This is a genomic window from Streptomyces sp. L7 (genome assembly GCF_050990935.1).
Taxonomy (GTDB): Bacteria; Actinomycetota; Actinomycetes; order Actinomycetales; family Microbacteriaceae; genus Leifsonia.
Map to the genome: position 1 here is coordinate 450,277 of NZ_CP194644.1, position 16,804 is coordinate 467,080.

14 protein-coding genes, 1 other RNA gene and 1 pseudogene are annotated in these 16,804 nt (G+C 71.8%); 6 read left to right on the forward strand and 10 right to left on the reverse strand.

Annotated elements, in window-relative coordinates:
- Window positions 1–147: 147 nt before the first annotated feature.
- Window positions 148–651 carry a GNAT family N-acetyltransferase gene (locus tag ACR5MH_RS02270; RefSeq protein ID WP_431350143.1) on the reverse strand — a complete coding sequence of 168 codons (504 nt, stop codon included), beginning with the start codon at window positions 649–651 and terminating at the stop codon, window positions 148–150.
- A 1-nt stretch (window position 652) separates the two neighbouring features.
- Complete coding sequence (locus ACR5MH_RS02275; protein ID WP_431350142.1) at window positions 653–1,942, reverse strand: aminotransferase class I/II-fold pyridoxal phosphate-dependent enzyme; 1,290 nt, start codon at window positions 1,940–1,942, stop codon at window positions 653–655.
- 61 nt (window positions 1,943–2,003) lie between these two features.
- Here ACR5MH_RS02275 and ACR5MH_RS02280 point away from each other — a divergent pair, with 61 nt between their 5' ends.
- A complete protein-coding gene (locus tag ACR5MH_RS02280) occupies window positions 2,004–2,648 on the forward strand; it encodes a DUF1345 domain-containing protein (protein WP_431350141.1) in 645 nt (214 codons plus the stop codon).
- 60 nt (window positions 2,649–2,708) lie between these two features.
- Here the strand turns inward: ACR5MH_RS02280 and ACR5MH_RS02285 are convergent, their stop codons facing one another.
- Both ACR5MH_RS02285 and ACR5MH_RS02290 read right to left on the reverse strand, forming a co-directional pair.
- On the reverse strand, window positions 2,709–3,218 hold the full coding sequence (locus ACR5MH_RS02285; RefSeq protein WP_431350140.1) for a dihydrofolate reductase: 510 nt from the start codon (window positions 3,216–3,218) through the stop codon (window positions 2,709–2,711).
- Window positions 3,215–4,024 carry a thymidylate synthase gene (locus ACR5MH_RS02290; protein WP_431350139.1) on the reverse strand — a complete coding sequence of 270 codons (810 nt, stop codon included), beginning with the start codon at window positions 4,022–4,024 and terminating at the stop codon, window positions 3,215–3,217. Before ACR5MH_RS02290 ends, ACR5MH_RS02285 begins: the two co-directional genes overlap by 4 nt.
- Window positions 4,025–4,088: 64 nt before the next feature.
- On the opposite strand from ACR5MH_RS02290, the gene ACR5MH_RS02295 reads away from it, so the two are divergent.
- The 5 genes and pseudogenes from ACR5MH_RS02295 to rnpB all read left to right on the forward strand — a co-directional run bounded on the left by ACR5MH_RS02295 (window position 4,089) and on the right by rnpB (window position 8,703).
- Window positions 4,089–6,431, forward strand: a complete 2,343-nt coding sequence (locus ACR5MH_RS02295; RefSeq protein WP_433862238.1) for a cytosine permease — start codon at window positions 4,089–4,091, stop codon at window positions 6,429–6,431.
- A 265-nt stretch (window positions 6,432–6,696) separates the two neighbouring features.
- Window positions 6,697–7,119, forward strand: a pseudogene (locus ACR5MH_RS02300) (Nif3-like dinuclear metal center hexameric protein); the annotation flags it as partial.
- Window positions 7,120–7,238: 119 nt separating this feature from the next.
- Window positions 7,239–7,514 (forward strand): Nif3-like dinuclear metal center hexameric protein, encoded by a 276-nt coding sequence (locus ACR5MH_RS02305; protein ID WP_433862239.1) that lies wholly within the window; start codon window positions 7,239–7,241, stop codon window positions 7,512–7,514.
- A gap of 36 nt (window positions 7,515–7,550) precedes the next feature.
- Window positions 7,551–8,285: a zinc ribbon domain-containing protein gene (locus ACR5MH_RS02310; RefSeq protein ID WP_433862240.1), complete on the forward strand. Its 735-nt coding sequence runs from the start codon at window positions 7,551–7,553 to the stop codon at window positions 8,283–8,285.
- A 48-nt stretch (window positions 8,286–8,333) separates the two neighbouring features.
- Window positions 8,334–8,703: RNase P RNA component class A (gene rnpB, locus ACR5MH_RS02315), an RNA gene on the forward strand.
- 89 nt (window positions 8,704–8,792) lie between these two features.
- Here rnpB and ACR5MH_RS02320 read toward each other — a convergent pair.
- Genes ACR5MH_RS02320 through ACR5MH_RS02345 form a run of 6 tightly spaced genes read right to left on the reverse strand, consistent with a single transcriptional unit; the run spans window position 8,793 to window position 16,620 of the window.
- Window positions 8,793–9,503: a response regulator gene (locus tag ACR5MH_RS02320; RefSeq protein ID WP_431350136.1), complete on the reverse strand. Its 711-nt coding sequence runs from the start codon at window positions 9,501–9,503 to the stop codon at window positions 8,793–8,795.
- On the reverse strand, window positions 9,500–12,049 hold the full coding sequence (locus tag ACR5MH_RS02325) for a DUF4118 domain-containing protein (RefSeq protein WP_431350135.1): 2,550 nt from the start codon (window positions 12,047–12,049) through the stop codon (window positions 9,500–9,502). The genes ACR5MH_RS02320 and ACR5MH_RS02325 overlap by 4 nt, the downstream gene beginning before the upstream one ends.
- A 32-nt stretch (window positions 12,050–12,081) precedes the next feature.
- Window positions 12,082–12,702: a potassium-transporting ATPase subunit KdpC gene (gene kdpC / locus ACR5MH_RS02330; protein ID WP_431350134.1), complete on the reverse strand. Its 621-nt coding sequence runs from the start codon at window positions 12,700–12,702 to the stop codon at window positions 12,082–12,084.
- Between the two features lie 30 nt (window positions 12,703–12,732).
- Window positions 12,733–14,862, reverse strand: a complete 2,130-nt coding sequence (gene kdpB, locus ACR5MH_RS02335) for a potassium-transporting ATPase subunit KdpB (protein WP_431350133.1) — start codon at window positions 14,860–14,862, stop codon at window positions 12,733–12,735.
- Between the two features lie 2 nt (window positions 14,863–14,864).
- Window positions 14,865–16,529, reverse strand: coding sequence for a potassium-transporting ATPase subunit KdpA (gene kdpA, locus ACR5MH_RS02340; RefSeq protein WP_431350132.1), 1,665 nt, complete (start codon window positions 16,527–16,529; stop codon window positions 14,865–14,867).
- A 1-nt stretch (window position 16,530) separates the two neighbouring features.
- Complete coding sequence (locus ACR5MH_RS02345; RefSeq protein ID WP_295126006.1) at window positions 16,531–16,620, reverse strand: potassium-transporting ATPase subunit F; 90 nt, start codon at window positions 16,618–16,620, stop codon at window positions 16,531–16,533.
- Window positions 16,621–16,804: the final 184 nt, after the last annotated feature.

Consider the following 16,804-nt stretch of genomic DNA (forward strand, 5'->3'; position numbering starts at 1 on the left):
CCGGCCGAAACCGACCCCGATCTCCTCCGCTCCCCGACGCGCCCGGACCGTCGGCAACGGAGGAGATCGCGGCCTGGCAGCGCCGGATTTCCTCCGCTGGCTGCCGACACGCCGGCGCCGCGTACGGATCTCCTCCGTTCGCGACGGCTACAGGTCGGCCGCCATCTCCAACTCCAGCGTGCTGCGGTCGAGCGGATACGGCTGCGTGTTGCCGGTGAAGGCGAAGCCGCGGCGTTCGTAATACCGGATCGCGGCCGCGTTGCGCTCGTGGACCTCCAGCAGCAGCCGCCCCGAGCGGAGGCGCGCCCAGTCGACGACGGCGTCCAACAGCGCGTCGGTGACGCCGTGCGCGCGGCCGCGCAGGGCGGGCGTCACGTACACGCCGACCAGATGCGGGTCGGGTGATCCCGTCGCGTGGAAGCCGCCCATCGTCCCGATCCAGCGTCCGTCCCGCGCCACCGCCGCGAACAGCCTGCTGCTCGTGGAGGTGTTGGCCGCCCGCCGCCGCCAGTGCTCGTCGGGGTGCGTCCGGGCGGTCGCCAGCGTCTCGAGGAACGCGATGGGCGTGTCCTCCAGCATCTCCAGCCGGATCGCGCGGTACGCGGTCCAGTCGGCCTCCTCGCTCGGGCGGACGACCCAGCCGGTCGTCACGTCAGTTCCGCTCGGCCAGCAGCGCCTCGGTCTCGGCGAGCAGGATGGCCGTGCAGAGTCCGTCGAGGGCCGCGCGGAGCTCCGCCAGCGGCGGGAACGTCGGCGCGATGCGGATGTTCGCGTCGCGCGGGTCCTCGCCGTACGGGTAGGTCGCCCCGGCGGGCGTCACCGCGATGCCGGCCTCCTTGGCGAGCTGGACGGCGCGTTTGGCGCAGCCGTCCAGAACGTCCAGGCTCACAAAGTAGCCGCCGTGCGGGGCGTTCCAGGCGCCCGCGCCCCACGGCTGCAGCCGCGCGCGGAAAGCCTCGTCGACCGCGGCGAACTTGGGCTCCAGGATCGCGCGGTGCTTCTCCATGTGCGCCGCCAGGCCATCCTGGTCGCGGAGCAGCCGAACGTGGCGGAGCTGGTTGATCTTGTCCGGTCCGATGCTCTGTGCGGCCGAGTTGTGCTGGAACCAGGCGATGTTCGCCTCCGACCCGCCGATGAAGGCCACGCCGGCGCCCGGGTACGTGACCTTGGACGTGGAGGCGAAGATCAGCGGGCGATCCGGGTTGCCCGCCTCGGCGGCCAGCGCAAGGATATCGATCGGCTCCGGCCGCTCGTCGCTCAGGTGGTGGACGACGTAGGCGTTGTCCCAGAACAGCCGGAAGTCGGGCGCGGCGGGCAACGACACCAGCGCGCAGGCGACCTCCTCGCTGTAGACCGCGCCGGTCGGGTTGGAGTACACCGGCACGCACCACATGCCCTTGATGCTGTCGTCCGTCGCCAGCAGCGTCTCGATCGTCGCGATGTCCGGGCCGTCCTCGTTCATCGGCACCGCGATCATCCGGATGCCGAAGCGCTCGCAGATCGTGAAGTGCCGGTCGTAGCCCGGCACCGGCGCGAGGAAGCTGATCGACTGGTGGCCCCACGGGAGGTCGCCGCCGGGCACACCGTGCAGCAGCGCCTGCGCGACGGTGTCGTGCATGACCGTGAGGCTGGAGTTGCCGAGCGCGAGGAGCTGGGCGACCGGCACCCGCAGCGCGTCCGCGAAAATCGCGCGCAGCTCGGGCAGGCCGTTCGGACCACCGTAGTTGCGCAGGTCCGTCCCCGCGGCGTCGCGGTAGGCCCCGTCGGGGAGGTGCAGGAGGTCGTTCGAGAGGTCGAGCTGCTCGGCTGACGGCTTGCCGCGCGTGATATCGAGTACGAGGCCGGCGGCCTTCAGCTCGTCGTAGGCGCGCACGAAGTCGGCGTGCGCGGCTCGGAGCGCTTCGGTGTCGAGGTCGGCGAGAGGTGAGGGAGCGGTGGTCACAAACCGATCGTACCGGCGCGCTGGCGTCGACGACCCGGCGTGACGTGCGAACATCCGTTGTGTGACGGACGATCTGAAGCGCGGACGCGGGCACACCCGGGTCAAGCTGTACGTGGCCCTGGGGGTCGGCATCGTGGTGGCGGTGGCTGCCGCCTTCTTCGAGGTGCTGCACCACGCGATCCTGACCGGGTGGGCGGCGGCCTGCCTGGTGTACGTCGTGTGGGTCTGGTCGACGATCTGGCGCATGGACGCGGGCCAGACGCGCAGCCACGCGACGCTGGAGGACCCGGGTCGGAGGACCGTGGACCTGGTGCTCACCATCACCGCGCTGGTGAGCGTGTTCGCGGTCGTGTGGGTCCTCGTCGAGGCGCGCAGTCTCAAGGGCGGCGCGCAGCTCGCGGTGGCGCTGCTCGCGATCGTGAGCATCGCGCTGTCGTGGGTGCTCGTCCACACCCTCTACACCCTCCGTTACGCGCGGATCTACTACCGCAAGGACGGCGGCGTCGACTTCAACCAGAAGGAGCCGCCGCAGTACAGCGACTTCGCCTACCTCTCGTTCACGCTCGGGATGACGTTCCAGGTGTCGGACACGGACATCACCAGCACGTACCTGCGCCGGACGATCATCCGCCACACGCTGCTGTCCTACGTGTTCGGCACGGTCATCGTCGCGACGACCGTCAACCTGGTGGCGGGATTGACCTAGCGCCCTGCCGACCTAGCGCCCGGCGGACCTAGCGCCCGGCGGATCTAGCGCTCGGCGGACCTAGCGCTCGTAGCGGACGAAGCGGTACCGCATCCCGTTCGCCGCCTCCAGCCACGGCCCGGGGTCGCCGTGCCACTCAGGACCGAGCTTCGGCGCGAACGTGTCGCCCGCCACGGCGAGGTCGATCTCGGTCACCTCGACCCGGTCGGCGAGCGGCAGGGACTGCGTGTACAGCTCCGCGCCGCCCATGATCCACACGGTCCCGGTCCCGGTCCCGGTCCCGGCGGCGCTGAGCGCTCGGTCGAGGGAGTGGACGACCTCCGCGCCGCGAGCCTCATAGCCCGCGTCGCGCGTCACGACGACGTTCGCCCGGCCTGGGAGGGGCCGGAACCGCTCGGGCAGGGACTCCCAGGTGCGCCGGCCCATGATCACCGGGTCGCCGTCGGTCAGCTCGCGGAAATGCTTGAGGTCCTCGGGCAGGTGCCACGGCATCACGCCCCCGGCGCCGATCACGCGGTCGTGGGCCTGCGCCCAAATCAGGGCGACGGTACTGCTGAGGGCGGGCGTCATACGGCCACGGCCGCGCGGATGGCGGGGTGGTGCTGGTAGTCCTCCACCACGAAGTCCTCGTACCGGTAGTCGAAGAGGCTCTCCGGCTTCCGGGTGAACCGCAGGGTGGGCGCGGGATAGGGGTCGCGGGCGAGCTGCTCCGTCACCTGCTCGACGTGGTTGTCGTAGATGTGGCAGTCGCCGCCGGTCCAGACGAAGTCGCCGGGCTCCAGGCCGACCTGCTGGGCGACCATCATCGTGAGGAGGGCGTAACTGGCGATGTTGAACGGGACGCCGAGGAACATGTCGGCGCTGCGCTGGTAGAGCTGGCAGGAGAGCCGGCCGTCGGCGACATAGAACTGGAAGAACGCGTGGCACGGGGCGAGCGCCATGTCCGGGATGTCGGCGACGTTCCAGGCGGAGACGATGATCCGGCGCGAGTCCGGGTCGCGGCGCAGGGTGTCGACCACCTGCTGGATCTGGTCGATGCGGGTTCCGTCGGGCGCCGGCCACGACCGCCACTGCACGCCGTAGACCGGGCCGAGCTCGCCGCGCTCGTCGGCCCACTCGTCCCAGATCGTGACGCCGTTGTCGCGCAGCCACCCCACGTTGCTCTCGCCGCGGAGGAACCACAGCAGCTCGTAGGCGATGGACTTGAAGTGCACTCGCTTGGTGGTGATCAGCGGGAAGCCCTCGGCGAGGTCGAACCGGAGCTGGCGGCCGAACACGCTGCGCGTCCCGGTGCCCGTGCGGTCGGACTTGTGGCTGCCGTTCGCGAGGACGTCGCGCAGCAGGTCTTCGTACGGAGTCGGGATCGGCGTGCTCATCGAGACGATGGTACCGCCAGGATGGCCCGTGACCCGGTGGACGTTCCGGTCGTAGGCTCAGAACATGGAACGGGCCGATGGCGTGGAGAGGGACGGCGTCGCGGAACCGGGCGGAGCAGTCCGCCACAGCGACGACGAGCTCGCCGACGCCCTCCAGGTGGAGGTCGACCGGGCGACGGCGGCGATCCCGATCGTGGCGGGGCCGCTCGCCGCCGCGGACGGGGACGGCGCGGCGACCCTCAGCGACGCGGAGGTCACGGCGATCGTGAACGCGGACCTCCGGGTCCACGACACATTCGGGGCGATCCAGCATCTCCAGAACGTGCTGCAGGCGCGGGCGACGGCGGCGATTCCGGTGGTGGGGGAGCCGGCGGACGCCGTCGTCGGGGGAGTGGATGCAGCGGAAGAGTACGACGAGGACGACGACTGGGCCGGGCCGCCGACGCAGTTGATCAGCTTCGACGACCTCCCGTCGCGGCGCCGGGACGATGGGCCGCAGCCGACGTACAGCGTGTGGGTGGGGGCGGCCGTGCCGCAGCCGGTGGCGGAGTCGGCCGCGCAGGAGCCGCCGGTGGCGGCGGCCGCGGAGAACCCGGAGGCGCCGGAGTCACCTGCGCCGGCGCAGCCGGTGGTCTCGCCGCCCAAGTTCCCGACGATCGCGCTCGACACCTCGTCCTCCGCGACCGAGCGGGCGTCCGCTCCCGCGGCTCCCGCACCGCGCGTCGAGCCGCTGGGTCTCGTACCCGCCGAGTACGCGCCGCGCGACTCCCAGCCGGTCCCGTTGCTCCCGGACGCCCTCCCCGTCGCGCCCGCCGCGCCGGTGGCCGGAGCCGCCGAGCCCGCGCCGGCCGACCCTGCACCGGCCGCGGCGACCCCCGGTCAGCTGGACGCTGTCGCCGCGCACAGCACGCCGACTCCCGTCGCGCCGCCGCGGCCGCCCGAGGACTCCGCACTGCACCCCGGCCCGGTCGCGCCTCCCGTGTTCGTGCCGGAGACCGTGGACCTGGGGCCCACGCCGTTCGAACGGCGCGCGGGGCACGCGTCCCGGCTGTTCTGGCTGTGGTTCGCCGGCACCTCCTCGCTGATCAGCGTGGGCGTCGGCGCGACCCTGTTCCTGCTCGGGCTGAGCCTCCGGCAGCTCCTGGTCGCGACGCTGTTCGGTGTCGCGCTGTCGTTCCTGCCGCTCGGGCTCGGGACGCTCGCCGGCAAGTGGAGCGGGCAGCCGACCATGGTGGTGTCGCGCGCCACGTTCGGCTTGCGGGGGAACGCCCTCCCGACCGTGCTGGCGCTGGTCACCAAGCTGTTCTGGGGCGCGGTGCTGCTCTGGCTGGCGGGGTCGGCCGCGGGGTCGCTGGCGGTCTCGGAGGGCTGGTCGCACGGTGCCGCGATCCCGACCGCGATCGCGCTTGTCGTGACGATCGCCGTCGCCGGCGTGGTCGCCTACTTCGGCTACGGGCTCGTCTCGCGGGTCCAGCTCGTCCTCACGATCGCGTCGGCGGCGCTGATCGCCGTGACGATCGCAGCCACCTGGCGGCACGTCGACGTGTCGCGCGCGCTCGCCGTGCCCGACGCGCTCTGGACGCACGTCGTGACCGGCGCTGTGCTCGTGTTCAGCTACGTCGGTCTGGCCTGGGCCATGAGCAGCGCGGAGGTCGCCCGGTACCAGCGCCGGCGCTCGTCCGGCGCGGCGGGGATGCTGTGGGCGACGTTCGGGGCCGGCGTGCCGCCGTTCGTGCTCGTCTCCTACGGCGGTCTGCTCGCGGCCTCCGACCCGCACCTGGCCGCCGAGCTGGCGAGCGACCCGGTGGGAGGGTTCGTGCAGCTCGGCCTCCCCGCCTGGTACCCCGTCCCACTGCTGCTGGCGGTCGGGCTCAGCCTCATCTCGGCGCTGGTGCTCACGGTCTACTCGGGCGGCTTCACCCTCGACGCGCTCGGCGTACGGCTCGGCCGGCGCTGGAGCACACTGGTCATCGCCGCCGCGATCGCGGTCGCAGGAGTCGTGCTCGCCCTCACGGTGAGGGACCTGGACGTGGTCATCCGCGGCGTCCCGACCGCGCTGTCGGTGCCTGTCGCCGCCTGGGCCGGGCTGTTCGCCGGCGAGATGATGCTGCGCACGCGCCGTTTCCACCACGGCTCACTGCTGAACCGCGGGGGCGTCTACCCGGACTGGCGCTGGATCAACCTCACGATGCTCGTGGTCGCGAGCGCGATCGGGCTCGGCTTCGTCAGCTCGCCGCTGCCGTGGCTGGCCTGGGAGGGCTACCTGTTCCGGCTGCTCGGGGCCGACCCGCATGCCGGCATCGGCACGAGCAACGTCGGAGTGCTGCTCGCGCTCGGGATCGGGTTGGTGACACCGATGGTGTCGGGCGTGCGCGCGGTGCGCCGGCAGGAGCGTTCGGAGGCCTGACGGCGTCGGCGACGGAGGACATCCGGCCCCACCACCCCATAAAACGCAGCCAACGGAGGACCCGCGGCCCCTAGCCGGCCCCATCTCCTCCGTTACCGACTTCGTGGGGGCGACGCGCGGCTCCCACGGCCGCGGCCAACGGAGGAGATCCGGCCCGGGGACGGCCCCGCATCCTCCCTTGGCTGCCTCCGACCGGCGTGTCGCGGCGGAAGTCCTCCGCCGGCGACGAGGTCCGTCCCCGACGGCGCCGGGTAGGCTCTACTGCGTGCCGCACACTCTCCGTTCCGTCTGCGAGGTCGTCGAATCGCTCTGGCCGGTCGCCGGCGCGGAGGGGTGGGATGCGCCCGGCCTGGTGTCCGGTGATCCGGCCGCGAGCGTGGAGCGCATCCTCCTCACCGTGGACGCGGTCGCCGCGACGGTCGACGAGGCCGTCGGGATGGGCGCCGACCTGCTCATCGCCCACCACCCGCTGCTGCTGCGCGGCGTGACCTCCGTCGCAGAGGACCGCTACAAGGGCTCGCTGCTGGCCACGCTGATCCGGAACGATTGCGCCCTGATCGCGGCGCATACCAACGCCGACGTGGTCGCTGACGGCACCAGCGCCGTCCTGGCCGCGGCCCTCGGCCTCCGCGACACCGCGCCGATCTCTCCGGCGCCCGACGGCGTCACCGGCATCGGCCGGGTCGGCACCCTGGCCGAGCCGACGACGCTCGGCGCGCTCGCCCGCGCCCTCGCCGACCTCCTGCCGCCGACCGCCGGGGAGTCCGCGCGGCCGGCGACTACCACCAGCCCGTCTCCCGCGTCGCCGTGTGCGGCGGCGCCGGGGACTCGCTGCTCGCCAGCGACGCTGTGCGCAGCGCGGACGTCTACATCACCGCCGACCTGCGCCACCATCCGGCGTCGGAGGCGCGCGAGCAGGCCGTCCTCGGCGGCGGCCCGGCCCTCCTCGACGTCTCGCACTGGGCGAGCGAGTGGCTGTGGCTCGACACGGCCGCCGAGAGCCTCCGCCGCGAGCTTCCCGGTGTGGAGGTCGTCGTCAGCGAGTTGCGCACCGACCCCTGGGATTTCGCGATCCTGCAATGACCCACCGCATCAGATAGAGACAGCAGAGAGCAGAGCATGAAAGCCAGCCCCGCCGACCAGAACGAACTCCTCCGGCTTCAGGCCGCCGACACCCGGCTCAGCCAGCTCGACCACGCCGTCCGCAACCTCCCGCAGGCGGCACAGCTCGCCGCGCTGCAGCCGGAGGTCGACTCCCTCCGGGCCCGGTGGATCGCCGCGACCGGAGAGGTGGAGGACGCCCGCGCCGAGCTGAAGCGCGTCGAGTCGGACGTCGAGCTGGTGGAGGCGCGCAAGCGCCGCGACAGCGAGCGGCTGCAGCACACGTCCTCCGTGAAGGACGTGCAGGCCCTGGAAGCCGAGCTCGCGTCCCTCGCGAAGCGCCAGAACGACCTCGAGGAGATCGAGCTGACCGTGATGGAGCGCTTGGAGGGGCTCGAGGCGACACTGTCCTCCATCGACGCCGAGCGCAACGAGTTGGAGGCACGGGTTCAGGAACTCGAGGCCTCCCGCGACGGCGAGGCCGGCACGGTCGGCGCCCAGCGCGACGCCCTCGCCCGCGACCGCGCCACTATCGCCGAGACGCTTCCCGCCGACCTGGTCGCCCTCTACGAGCGGCAGCGTTCGCGGTACGGCGTCGGCGCAGCCCTGCTGCTGCGCGGGGTGTCGATGGGATCGAACGTCAAGCTCACCGAGTCGGACCTGGCCGACATCCGCCGGGCGGCGGACGACGACGTGGTGCTCTGCCCGGACAGCGGTGCGATCCTGATCCGCAACGAGGAGTCGGGACTCTAGTCGCTGCCAGCGGCCTCCGCTCCCGCTGCGCTAGGGTGGGGGCCGGAACGGGTCGGCCAGACGGTCGCGTCGGTCCGCGCGAGCGGGCCGCCGAGGAACGTCCGGGCTCCGCAGAGCAGGGCGGTGGGTAACACCCACCCGGGGCAACCCGCGAGAAAGTGCAACAGAGAGCAGACCGCCTCGCACGCGAGTGCGCGGTAAGGGTGAAACGGTGGTGTAAGAGACCACCAGCGGCCGGGGTGACCCGGCCGGCTGGGTAAACCTCGCCCGGAGCAAGGTCAGACAGGGGACCATGAGGCTGCTCGTCTCGTCCCCGGGTAGACCGCTAGAGGGCGGCGGCGACGTCGTCCCGAGAGAGATGGCCGTCCGCGGCGCGCGAGCGCCGTGACAGAACCCGGCGTATCGGCCGACCCGTTCCCTTCCGCCGATCCGCCGCCGGGCACCTCGCGAGTACGCGAATAGTCTGCGTACTCGGCGGTATTCGGCTGACTTTTCGCGTACTCGGGGTTACTCGGGGTCGGGGTCGGGGTCGGGGTCGGGCGTGAAGCGATAGCCCATGCCGGGCTCGGTGAGGAGGTAGCGCGGGGAGGACGGGACGGGCTCCAGCTTCTTGCGGAGTTGCGCCAGGTAGAGGCGCAGGTAACCGGTGTCGTTCGTGTACTGCGGGCCCCACACCTGCGTGAGCAGAGCCTGGCGCGTGACCAGCCGGCGCGGGTTGCGCACCAGCACCTCCAGGATCTCCCACTCGGTCGGCGTCAGCCGCACCGGCGACTCGCCGTCGGCCGTGCGCTTCAGCACCTGATGGGCCGCGAGGTCGACGGTGATGTCGCCGAAACGCACCGCCGGCTCGTCGGCCGGGCCGGACTGGCGCCGGGTCAGCGCCCGGATGCGCGCCAGCAGCTCGTCGGCCGCGAACGGCTTCGTCACGTAGTCGTCGGCTCCCGCGTCCAGCGCGTCCACCTTGTCGGCCGAGCCGGTGCGCCCGGAGACGACCAGGATCGGGACCGTCGACCAGCCGCGCAGCCCCTCGATCACCTCGATGCCGTTCAGCTCGGGCATCCCGAGGTCGAGCATGACCAGGTCGGGGTGATGCTCCACCGCCTCCGACAGCGCCTCCGCGCCGGTGCGGGCGGTGAGGACTTCGTAGCCTCGCGCCGTGAGGAGGATGCGGAGGGCGCGCAGGATCTGCTGGTCGTCGTCGGCGATCAGGATCCTCATGGCGTCTCCTCCGTGCTGATCGTGGATGTGCTGATCGTGGATGTGCTGGGCGTGGATGTGCTGGGCGTGGATGCGGTCGCGGCCGGCAGCGATACCACCATCGTCAGCCCGCCGCCCGGGGTGTCCTCGGCCTCCAGCGTCCCGCCCATCCCCTCGGCGAACCCCTTGGAGAGCGCGAGACCGAGCCCGATCCCGGTGTCGTTGTCCGTGTCGCCGAGCCGCTGGAACGGCAGGAAGACGGCCTCGCGGCGCTCGCCGGGGATGCCGGGCCCGTGGTCGACGACGCGCAGTTGCACCGTCCCGCCGAACTCGCTGGCCGCGATGACGGGAGGCCGCCCGTCCGGCGAGAACCGCAGGGCGTTGCCGAGCAGGTTCACCAGCACGCGCTGCAGCAGCACGCCGTCGGCGAGCACCGGCGGCACGTTCTCCGCCAGGTCCAGCTCCACCTTGGCCGGGCCGAGCCCCAGCTCCTCGAGCGCGGGCGGGATCACGTCGTCCAGCTCGGTCGGCGCCAGCGACACTCCGAGCACGCCGGCCTGGACGCGGCTGACGTCGAGCAGGTTGGTGACCAGGGTGGCGAGGCCGTCGAGGCTGTCCTCCGCGGTCTCCAGCAGCGCCTCGCGGTCGCCGTCGCTGAGGGCGAGGTCGCGCTGGCGCAGTGTGGTGACGGCGGCGGTCGCGGCGGCGAGCGGACGGCGGAGGTCGTGCCCGACGGCGGCGAGCAGGGCGCTGCGCACCCGGTCGGCCTCGGCGAGCGGGCCGAGCTCGCTCGCGGTCGCGGCGAGCTCGCGGTGCTCCAGTGCCGCGTCGAGCTGAGCGACGATCGCGGCGAGCAGGCGCCGGTCGGCGGCCTCCAGATCGCGGCCGGACAGCTCGAGTGTGCCGCGGTCGCCCACGGCGATGCGCTGCGTGTGCTCCGAGCCGGCGGGCTCACCGTCCGTGGACACCACCTCGTCACCGTCCAGGAGGCGCACCCCGGTGAGCCCGAACGCCTCGCGCGTGCGGGTGACCAGCGCCTGCAGGGCGTCCTCGCCGCGGATGACGCCGCCGGCGACCGTCGCCAGCAGCTCGGCCTCGGCGGCGGCGCGCTGGGCGGCTCGCGTGCGCCGGGCCGCCTGGTCGACGACCAGGCTGACCAGCGCGGCGATGATCATGTAGAGGATCAGCGCGAGCAGGTGAAGCGGCTCGGCGATCGTGATCGTGTAGAGCGGGGCGACGAAGAAGTAGTCCAACGTCAGCCCGGAGAGCAGCGCGGCGAACAGCGCCGGCCAGATCCCGCCCACCAGCGCGACGACCACCACCAGGAGCTGATAGCTGAGCACGTCGGCCGTCATCGACTCGCCCGAGCGCATGCTCACCAGCAGCAGCGTCAGCAGTGGGCCGCCGATCAGCGCCAGCAGGAAGCCGTAGACCTGGCGCCGTGTCGTGAGGCCGCCGCGCGGCCGCGGCAGCGAGAAGCGCCCGCCGGCCCGGGAGTGCGTCACGATGTGGACGTCGATGTCGCCGGACTCCCGGACCACCGTCGCGCCGATTCCCGGTCCCGTCAGCAGCGCTGCCAGCCGGCTGCGCCGGGACACGCCGATGACGAGTTGCGTCGCGTTCTCGCCGCGCGCGAACTCGACGAGCGCCTGCGGGATGTCGCTGCCGACCACCTGGTGGTAGCTGCCGCCGAGCTGCTCCACCAGCGCGCGCTGCGATGCGAGCGCGCCGGGGTTGGCCTCGCGGAGGCCGTCCTGGCTGGTGACGTGCACGGCGAGCAGCTCGCCGCCGGCCGAACGTGCGGCGATCCGGGCGCCGCGCCGCAGCAGTGTCTCGCCTTCCGGGCCGCCGGTGAGGGCGACGACCACGCGCTCGCGGGCCTCCCATTTGCCGGCGATCCCGTGCTCGGCACGGTACTGCTGCAGCGCGCTGTCGACCTCGTCGGCCAGCCAGAGCAGTGCGAGTTCGCGGAGCGCCGTCAGGTTGCCGAGCCGGAAGTAGTTGGAGAGGGCGGCGTCCACGCGGGCCGCCGGGTACACGACGCCCTCTGCGAGCCGGTCGCGCAGCGCCTGCGGTGCGAGGTCGACCACTTCGATCTGGTCGGCGCGGCGCAGCACGGCGTCCGGGATGGTCTCCCGCTGCTGCACGCCGGTGATCTGCTCGACCACGTCGTTCAGTGACTCGATGTGCTGGATGTTGACCGTCGACATCACGTCGATGCCGGCGGCGAGCATCACCTCGACGTCCTCCCAGCGCTTGGCGTGCTGCAAGCCGGGGGCGTTGGTGTGGGCGAGCTCGTCCACGAGAGCCAGTTGCGGCGCGCGGTCGAGGACCGCGTCGAGATCCAGCTCGGTGAGCTCCACCCCGCGGTGCTCGACCGAGCGGCGCGGGACGACCTCCAAGCCATCCAGCATGGCGGCGGTCGCGGCGCGGCCGTGGGTCTCCACGACCGCGACCACAACGTCCTTGCCCAGGGCCTTCAGCCGCTTGCCCTCCTCGAGCATCGCGTACGTCTTGCCGACGCCGGGCGCCGCGCCGAGCATGACCCGGAGGTGGCCACGCGCCATTGCCCCTCGATCCCTCTCTCGATGTCGGCCGGTCAGCGGCCGAGCTGGGCGAGCGCCAGGTTGAGCTGGAGCACGTTCACGGTCGGGTCCCCGAGGTAGCCGAGATCCCGTGTCTGAATCCTAGACTCGACCAGCTTCTTCACTGTTGCTTCGGGGAGCCCGCGCGCCTCGGCCACGCGCTTCACCTGGAGCAGGGCGTCGGCGGGGGAGATGTGCGGGTCGAGGCCGGAGGCGGAGGCGGTGACCGCGTCGGAGGGGATCTCGGAGGCAGGCACGCCATCCAGCTTCTCGATGGCCGCCGTGCGGTCCTGCACGGCCTTCACCTGCACCGGGTTCCCGGTGGCGAGATTGCTGCCTGAGGACGCCCCCGCGTCGTAGCCGGCGGGGCCGCTCGACGTCGCGGCCGAGGGACGCGACTGGAACCATTGCGGCAGGGGGCTCCCCTTCTTGTCTGTGAAGGCCTGGCCGATCAGGGCCGAGCCGACGGCCTTCCCGTCCTGCGTGATCATCGACCCGTTCGCCTGCGCCGGGAACGCGAGCTGCCCGATGCCGGTCACGACGAAGGTGTAGGCGACGCCGAGCGCGACCGTGAGCACGATCATGGCGCGGATGGCGACCCAGTACTGGCGCCAGGCGCCGCGGAGGCGGTTCATTCTCAACGATTCCTTACTGTCGGGTGCCGGTTAGAAACCGGGGATCAGGGCGACGACGAGGTCGATCAGCTTGATGCCGATGAACGGGGCGATGATCCCGCCGAGCCCGTAGATGAGGAGGTTGCGGCCGAGCAGCGTGGACGCCGCCGACGGCCGGTAGCGCACTCCGCGCAGGGCGAGCGGGATGAGCAGCACGATGACGATCGCGTTGAAGATGACCGCCGAGAGGATGGCGGAGGCCGGCGAGTGCAGGCCCATCACGTTGAGCACCGCGAGGCCGGGGAAGGCCCCGACGAACATCGCCGGGATGATCGCGAAGTACTTGGCCACGTCGTTCGCGATGGAGAACGTGGTGAGCGCCCCGCGGGTGATCAGGAGCTGCTTGCCGATCCGCACGATGTCGATCAGCTTCGTCGGGTCGGAGTCCAGGTCGACCATGTTGCCGGCCTCTTTCGCCGCCGAGGTGCCGGTGTTCATCGCGACCCCGACGTCGGCCTGCGCGAGTGCGGGGGCGTCGTTGGTGCCGTCGCCGGTCATCGCGACGAGCGCCCCGCCCTCCTGCTCGCGCCGGATGAGCGCGAGCTTGTCCTCCGGCTTGGCTTCGGCGAGGAAGTCGTCCACGCCGGCCTCGGCCGCGATCGCCTTGGCGGTCAGCGGGTTGTCGCCGGTGACCATGACGGTGCGGATGCCCATCTTCCGGAGGTCGGCGAAGCGCTCCGCCAGGCCCTCCTTGACGATGTCCTTGAGGTAGACGACCCCGAGGAGCCGGGACGTGCCGTCCGCGGCGCGGGTCGCGACGGCGAGCGGGGTGCCGCCGACCTGGGAGATGCGCTCGACCTCGCGGTCCAGCTCCTCCAGCGCCGCGGCAGAGGCCGGCGTGGTCTCGCGGACCCACGCGACGACGGCGCTCGCCGCGCCCTTGCGCACCTGGGAGCCGTCGGGGAGGTCGAGGCCGCTCATCCGGGTCTGCGCCGTGAACGGCACGATCTCGCCGTCGATGTGCGCGGGCCGCTCGTAGCCCAGCGTCTCCGCCAGCTCGACCACCGAGACTCCTTCCGGCGTCGGGTCGCTGAGCGACGACTCCGCCGCCGCCCGCACCAGCACGTCGCCGGCGGTGCCGGCGACGGTCGTGAACTCGCTGGCCCGGCGGTTCCCGTAGGTGATGGTGCCGGTCTTGTCGAGCAGCAGCGTGGTCACGTCTCCCGCTGCCTCCACCGCGCGCCCCGACATGGCGAGCACGTTGTGCTGCACCAGGCGGTCCATCCCCGCGATGCCGATCGCCGAGATGAGCGCGCCGATCGTCGTCGGGATGAGACAGACCAGCAGCGCGACGAGCACCGGAACGGTCGGGGACACGTCCGAGTAGCCGGCCACCGGCTGGAGGACGAGCACCACGATCACGAAGATGATCGACAGGCTCGCCAGCAGGATGTTCAGCGCGATCTCGTTCGGGGTCTTCTGCCGGGAGGCGCCCTCCACGAGCGCGATCATCCGGTCCACGAAGGTCTCGCCCGGCTTGCTCGTGATCCGCACCACGATGCGGTCGGAGAGCACGCGCGTGCCGCCGGTCACCGCGCTGCGGTCGCCGCCGGACTCCCGGACGACCGGGGCGGACTCGCCGGTGATCGCCGACTCGTCCACCGTCGCGATGCCCCGGATGACGTCGCCGTCGCCGGGGATGAGCTCGCCGGCGGTGACCACGACCACGTCCCCGAGCCGCAGCTCGCTGGAGGCGACCTGCTCCGTCGCGGCGGTCAGGGCCTCCGCGTCGCCGGTCTCGTCGTAGCGCGACACGCGCGTCGCCACGGTGGTGGAGCGGGTCTTGCGGAGGGTGGCCGCCTGCGCCTTGCCGCGGCCTTCCGCGACCGACTCGGCGAGGTTGGCGAACAGCACGGTCAGCCAGAGCCAGGCCGCGATGCTCCACGTGAAGGCGAGCGTCGCGGGTCCGGCCCCGCCCGCACCCAGGAACGGCTGCGCCAGGGCGATCACCGTCGTGAGCGCCGCGCCGACCTCCACGATGAACATCACCGGGTTGCGCCACATGGAGCGCGGGTCGAGCTTGCGCAGCGCGCCCGGGAGGGCGGCGACGAGTTGCCGGGTCGAGAACGCGCCGGCCGAGGTGGCGACCGTTCTGGTCGGCGTCGAGTGGATGGTGGTCATGGTCAGTGCAGCCCTTCCGCCAGGGGACCCAGCGCGAGAACGGGGAAGTAGGTGAGCGCGGAGACCAGCAGGATGGTGCCGGCCATCAGCCCGACGAACTGCGGGCGGTGCGTGGGGAGGGTGCCCGCGGTCGCGGGGACCTTGTTCTGGGCGGCGAGCGAGCCGGCCAGGGCGAGCACGAAGACGATCGGCACGAAGCGGCCGAGGAACATCGCGACGCCGAGCGCCGTGTTGAACCAGGGCGTTGCCGCCGTGAGCCCGGCGAACGCCGAACCGTTGTTGTTGCCCGCCGAGGTGAACGCGTAGAGCACCTCGCTGAAGCCGTGCAGCCCCGGGTTGAGGATGGAGGTCTTCTCGACGTCGGCGCGGATCGCCGGGATCGCGAAGCCGAGCCCGGTGCCCAGCAGCACGATCGCCGGGGTGGTCAGGATGTAGAGGCTGGCCAGCTTGATCTCGCGCGGCCCCAGCTTCTTGCCCAGGTACTCCGGCGTCCGGCCGACCATCAGGCCGGCCAGGAAGACCGCGATGACCGCGATGACGAGGATGCCGTACAGACCGGAGCCCACGCCGCCGGGCACCGTCTCGCCGAGCATCATGTTGATCATCGCCATCATGCCGCCGAGCGGCGTGAAGCTGTCGAGCATCGAGTTCACCGCGCCGGTCGAAGTGGTGGTCGACGCGGTGTTGAAGAGGGTCGAGCCGAGGATGCCGAAGACGGTCTCCTTGCCCTCCATCGACCCACCGAGCTCGAAGAGCGTCATGGCGACCAGCGAGACCAGGAAGAGGGAGCCCATCGTCGCCAGGATCGCGTAGCCCTGGCGCTTGTCGCCGACCATCGTGCCGAACGTGCGGGGGAGGGAGAACGGGATGACGAGTAGAAGGAAGATCTCGACCAGATTCGTCCACGCGGTCGGGTTCTCGAACGGGTGCGCCGAGTTGACGTTGAAGAAGCCGCCGCCGTTCGTCCCGAGCAGCTTGATCGCCTCCTGGGAGGCCACCGGGCCGCCCGGAATGGACTGCGTCGCGCCCGCGAGCGTGTGGACGGTGTCGAAGCCGCCGACGTTCTGGATGACGCCGCCGGCGATGAGCACGACGGCCGAGACCAGGGCGAGCGGCAGGAGGACGCGGCCGGTGCCGCGGATGAGGTCCACCCAGAAGTTGCCGATCCCCGCCTGGGTGAATGTTCCACCGCTCCGCCGGGCCGCGAACCCGCGGACCAGAGCGATCGCCACGGCGATGCCGACCGCGGCGGACACGAAGTTCTGCACCGCGAGCGCGGCGAACTGCACCGTGTAGCCGAGGGTGACGTCGGGGGAGTACGACTGCCAGTTCGTGTTGGTCACGAACGAGATGGCGGTGTTGAACGCCGTGCCCTCCGGGACGGCGGGGAAGCCGAGGCTGTACGGGAGGAACTGCTGCAGCCGCTGGAGCCCGTAGACGATCAGGATGCCGACCACGGAGAACGCGAGCACGCCGCGGAGGTAGCCCGGCCAGGACTGCTCCGACCGCGGGTCGATGCCGATCAGCCGGTAGACGCCGCGCTCGACGGCGAGGTCCCTGTCGGTCGTGAAGACCCGGGCCATGTAGTCGCCGAGCGGGCGGTAGGCGACGGCGAGGAGAAGGACGAGCGTCGCGAGCTGCGCGACGAACAGCCAGAACGTCCCCATGTCAGAACCGCTCCGGCTTGACCAGGGCGACGACCAGGTAGCCGATCGCCGCGATGCCGAGCAGCGCGGCGATCAGAGTGATGACGATCACAGTTTCTCGACCCCCCGGCCGACGAGCGCGACGACGAACGCCAGCGCCGCGACGGCGAGAAGGTAGACGAGGTCAAGCACGACTCTCTCCATCCATCGGGACACCCCGGCCAGGTGGCCGGGGGCGAGAGAGAGTCCACACCCGGGCGAGGACGCGCGCGACGGTCCTCACGGTTCTCTAACGG

Coding starts and splice junctions, on each gene's coding strand:
- ACR5MH_RS02285 (WP_431350140.1), bottom strand. CDS start 3,218: ATGACGCCCGCCCTCAGCAGTACCGTCGCCCTGATTTGGGCGCAGGCC.
- ACR5MH_RS02290 (WP_431350139.1), bottom strand. CDS start 4,024: ATGAGCACGCCGATCCCGACTCCGTACGAAGACCTGCTGCGCGACGTC.
- ACR5MH_RS02320 (WP_431350136.1), bottom strand. CDS start 9,503: ATGAGGATCCTGATCGCCGACGACGACCAGCAGATCCTGCGCGCCCTC.
- kdpB (WP_431350133.1), bottom strand. CDS start 14,862: ATGACCACCATCCACTCGACGCCGACCAGAACGGTCGCCACCTCGGCC.
- ACR5MH_RS02295 (WP_433862238.1), top strand. CDS start 4,089: ATGGAACGGGCCGATGGCGTGGAGAGGGACGGCGTCGCGGAACCGGGC.
- kdpA (WP_431350132.1), bottom strand. CDS start 16,529: ATGGGGACGTTCTGGCTGTTCGTCGCGCAGCTCGCGACGCTCGTCCTT.
- ACR5MH_RS02325 (WP_431350135.1), bottom strand. CDS start 12,049: ATGGCGCGTGGCCACCTCCGGGTCATGCTCGGCGCGGCGCCCGGCGTC.
- ACR5MH_RS02310 (WP_433862240.1), top strand. CDS start 7,551: ATGAAAGCCAGCCCCGCCGACCAGAACGAACTCCTCCGGCTTCAGGCC.
- kdpC (WP_431350134.1), bottom strand. CDS start 12,702: ATGAACCGCCTCCGCGGCGCCTGGCGCCAGTACTGGGTCGCCATCCGC.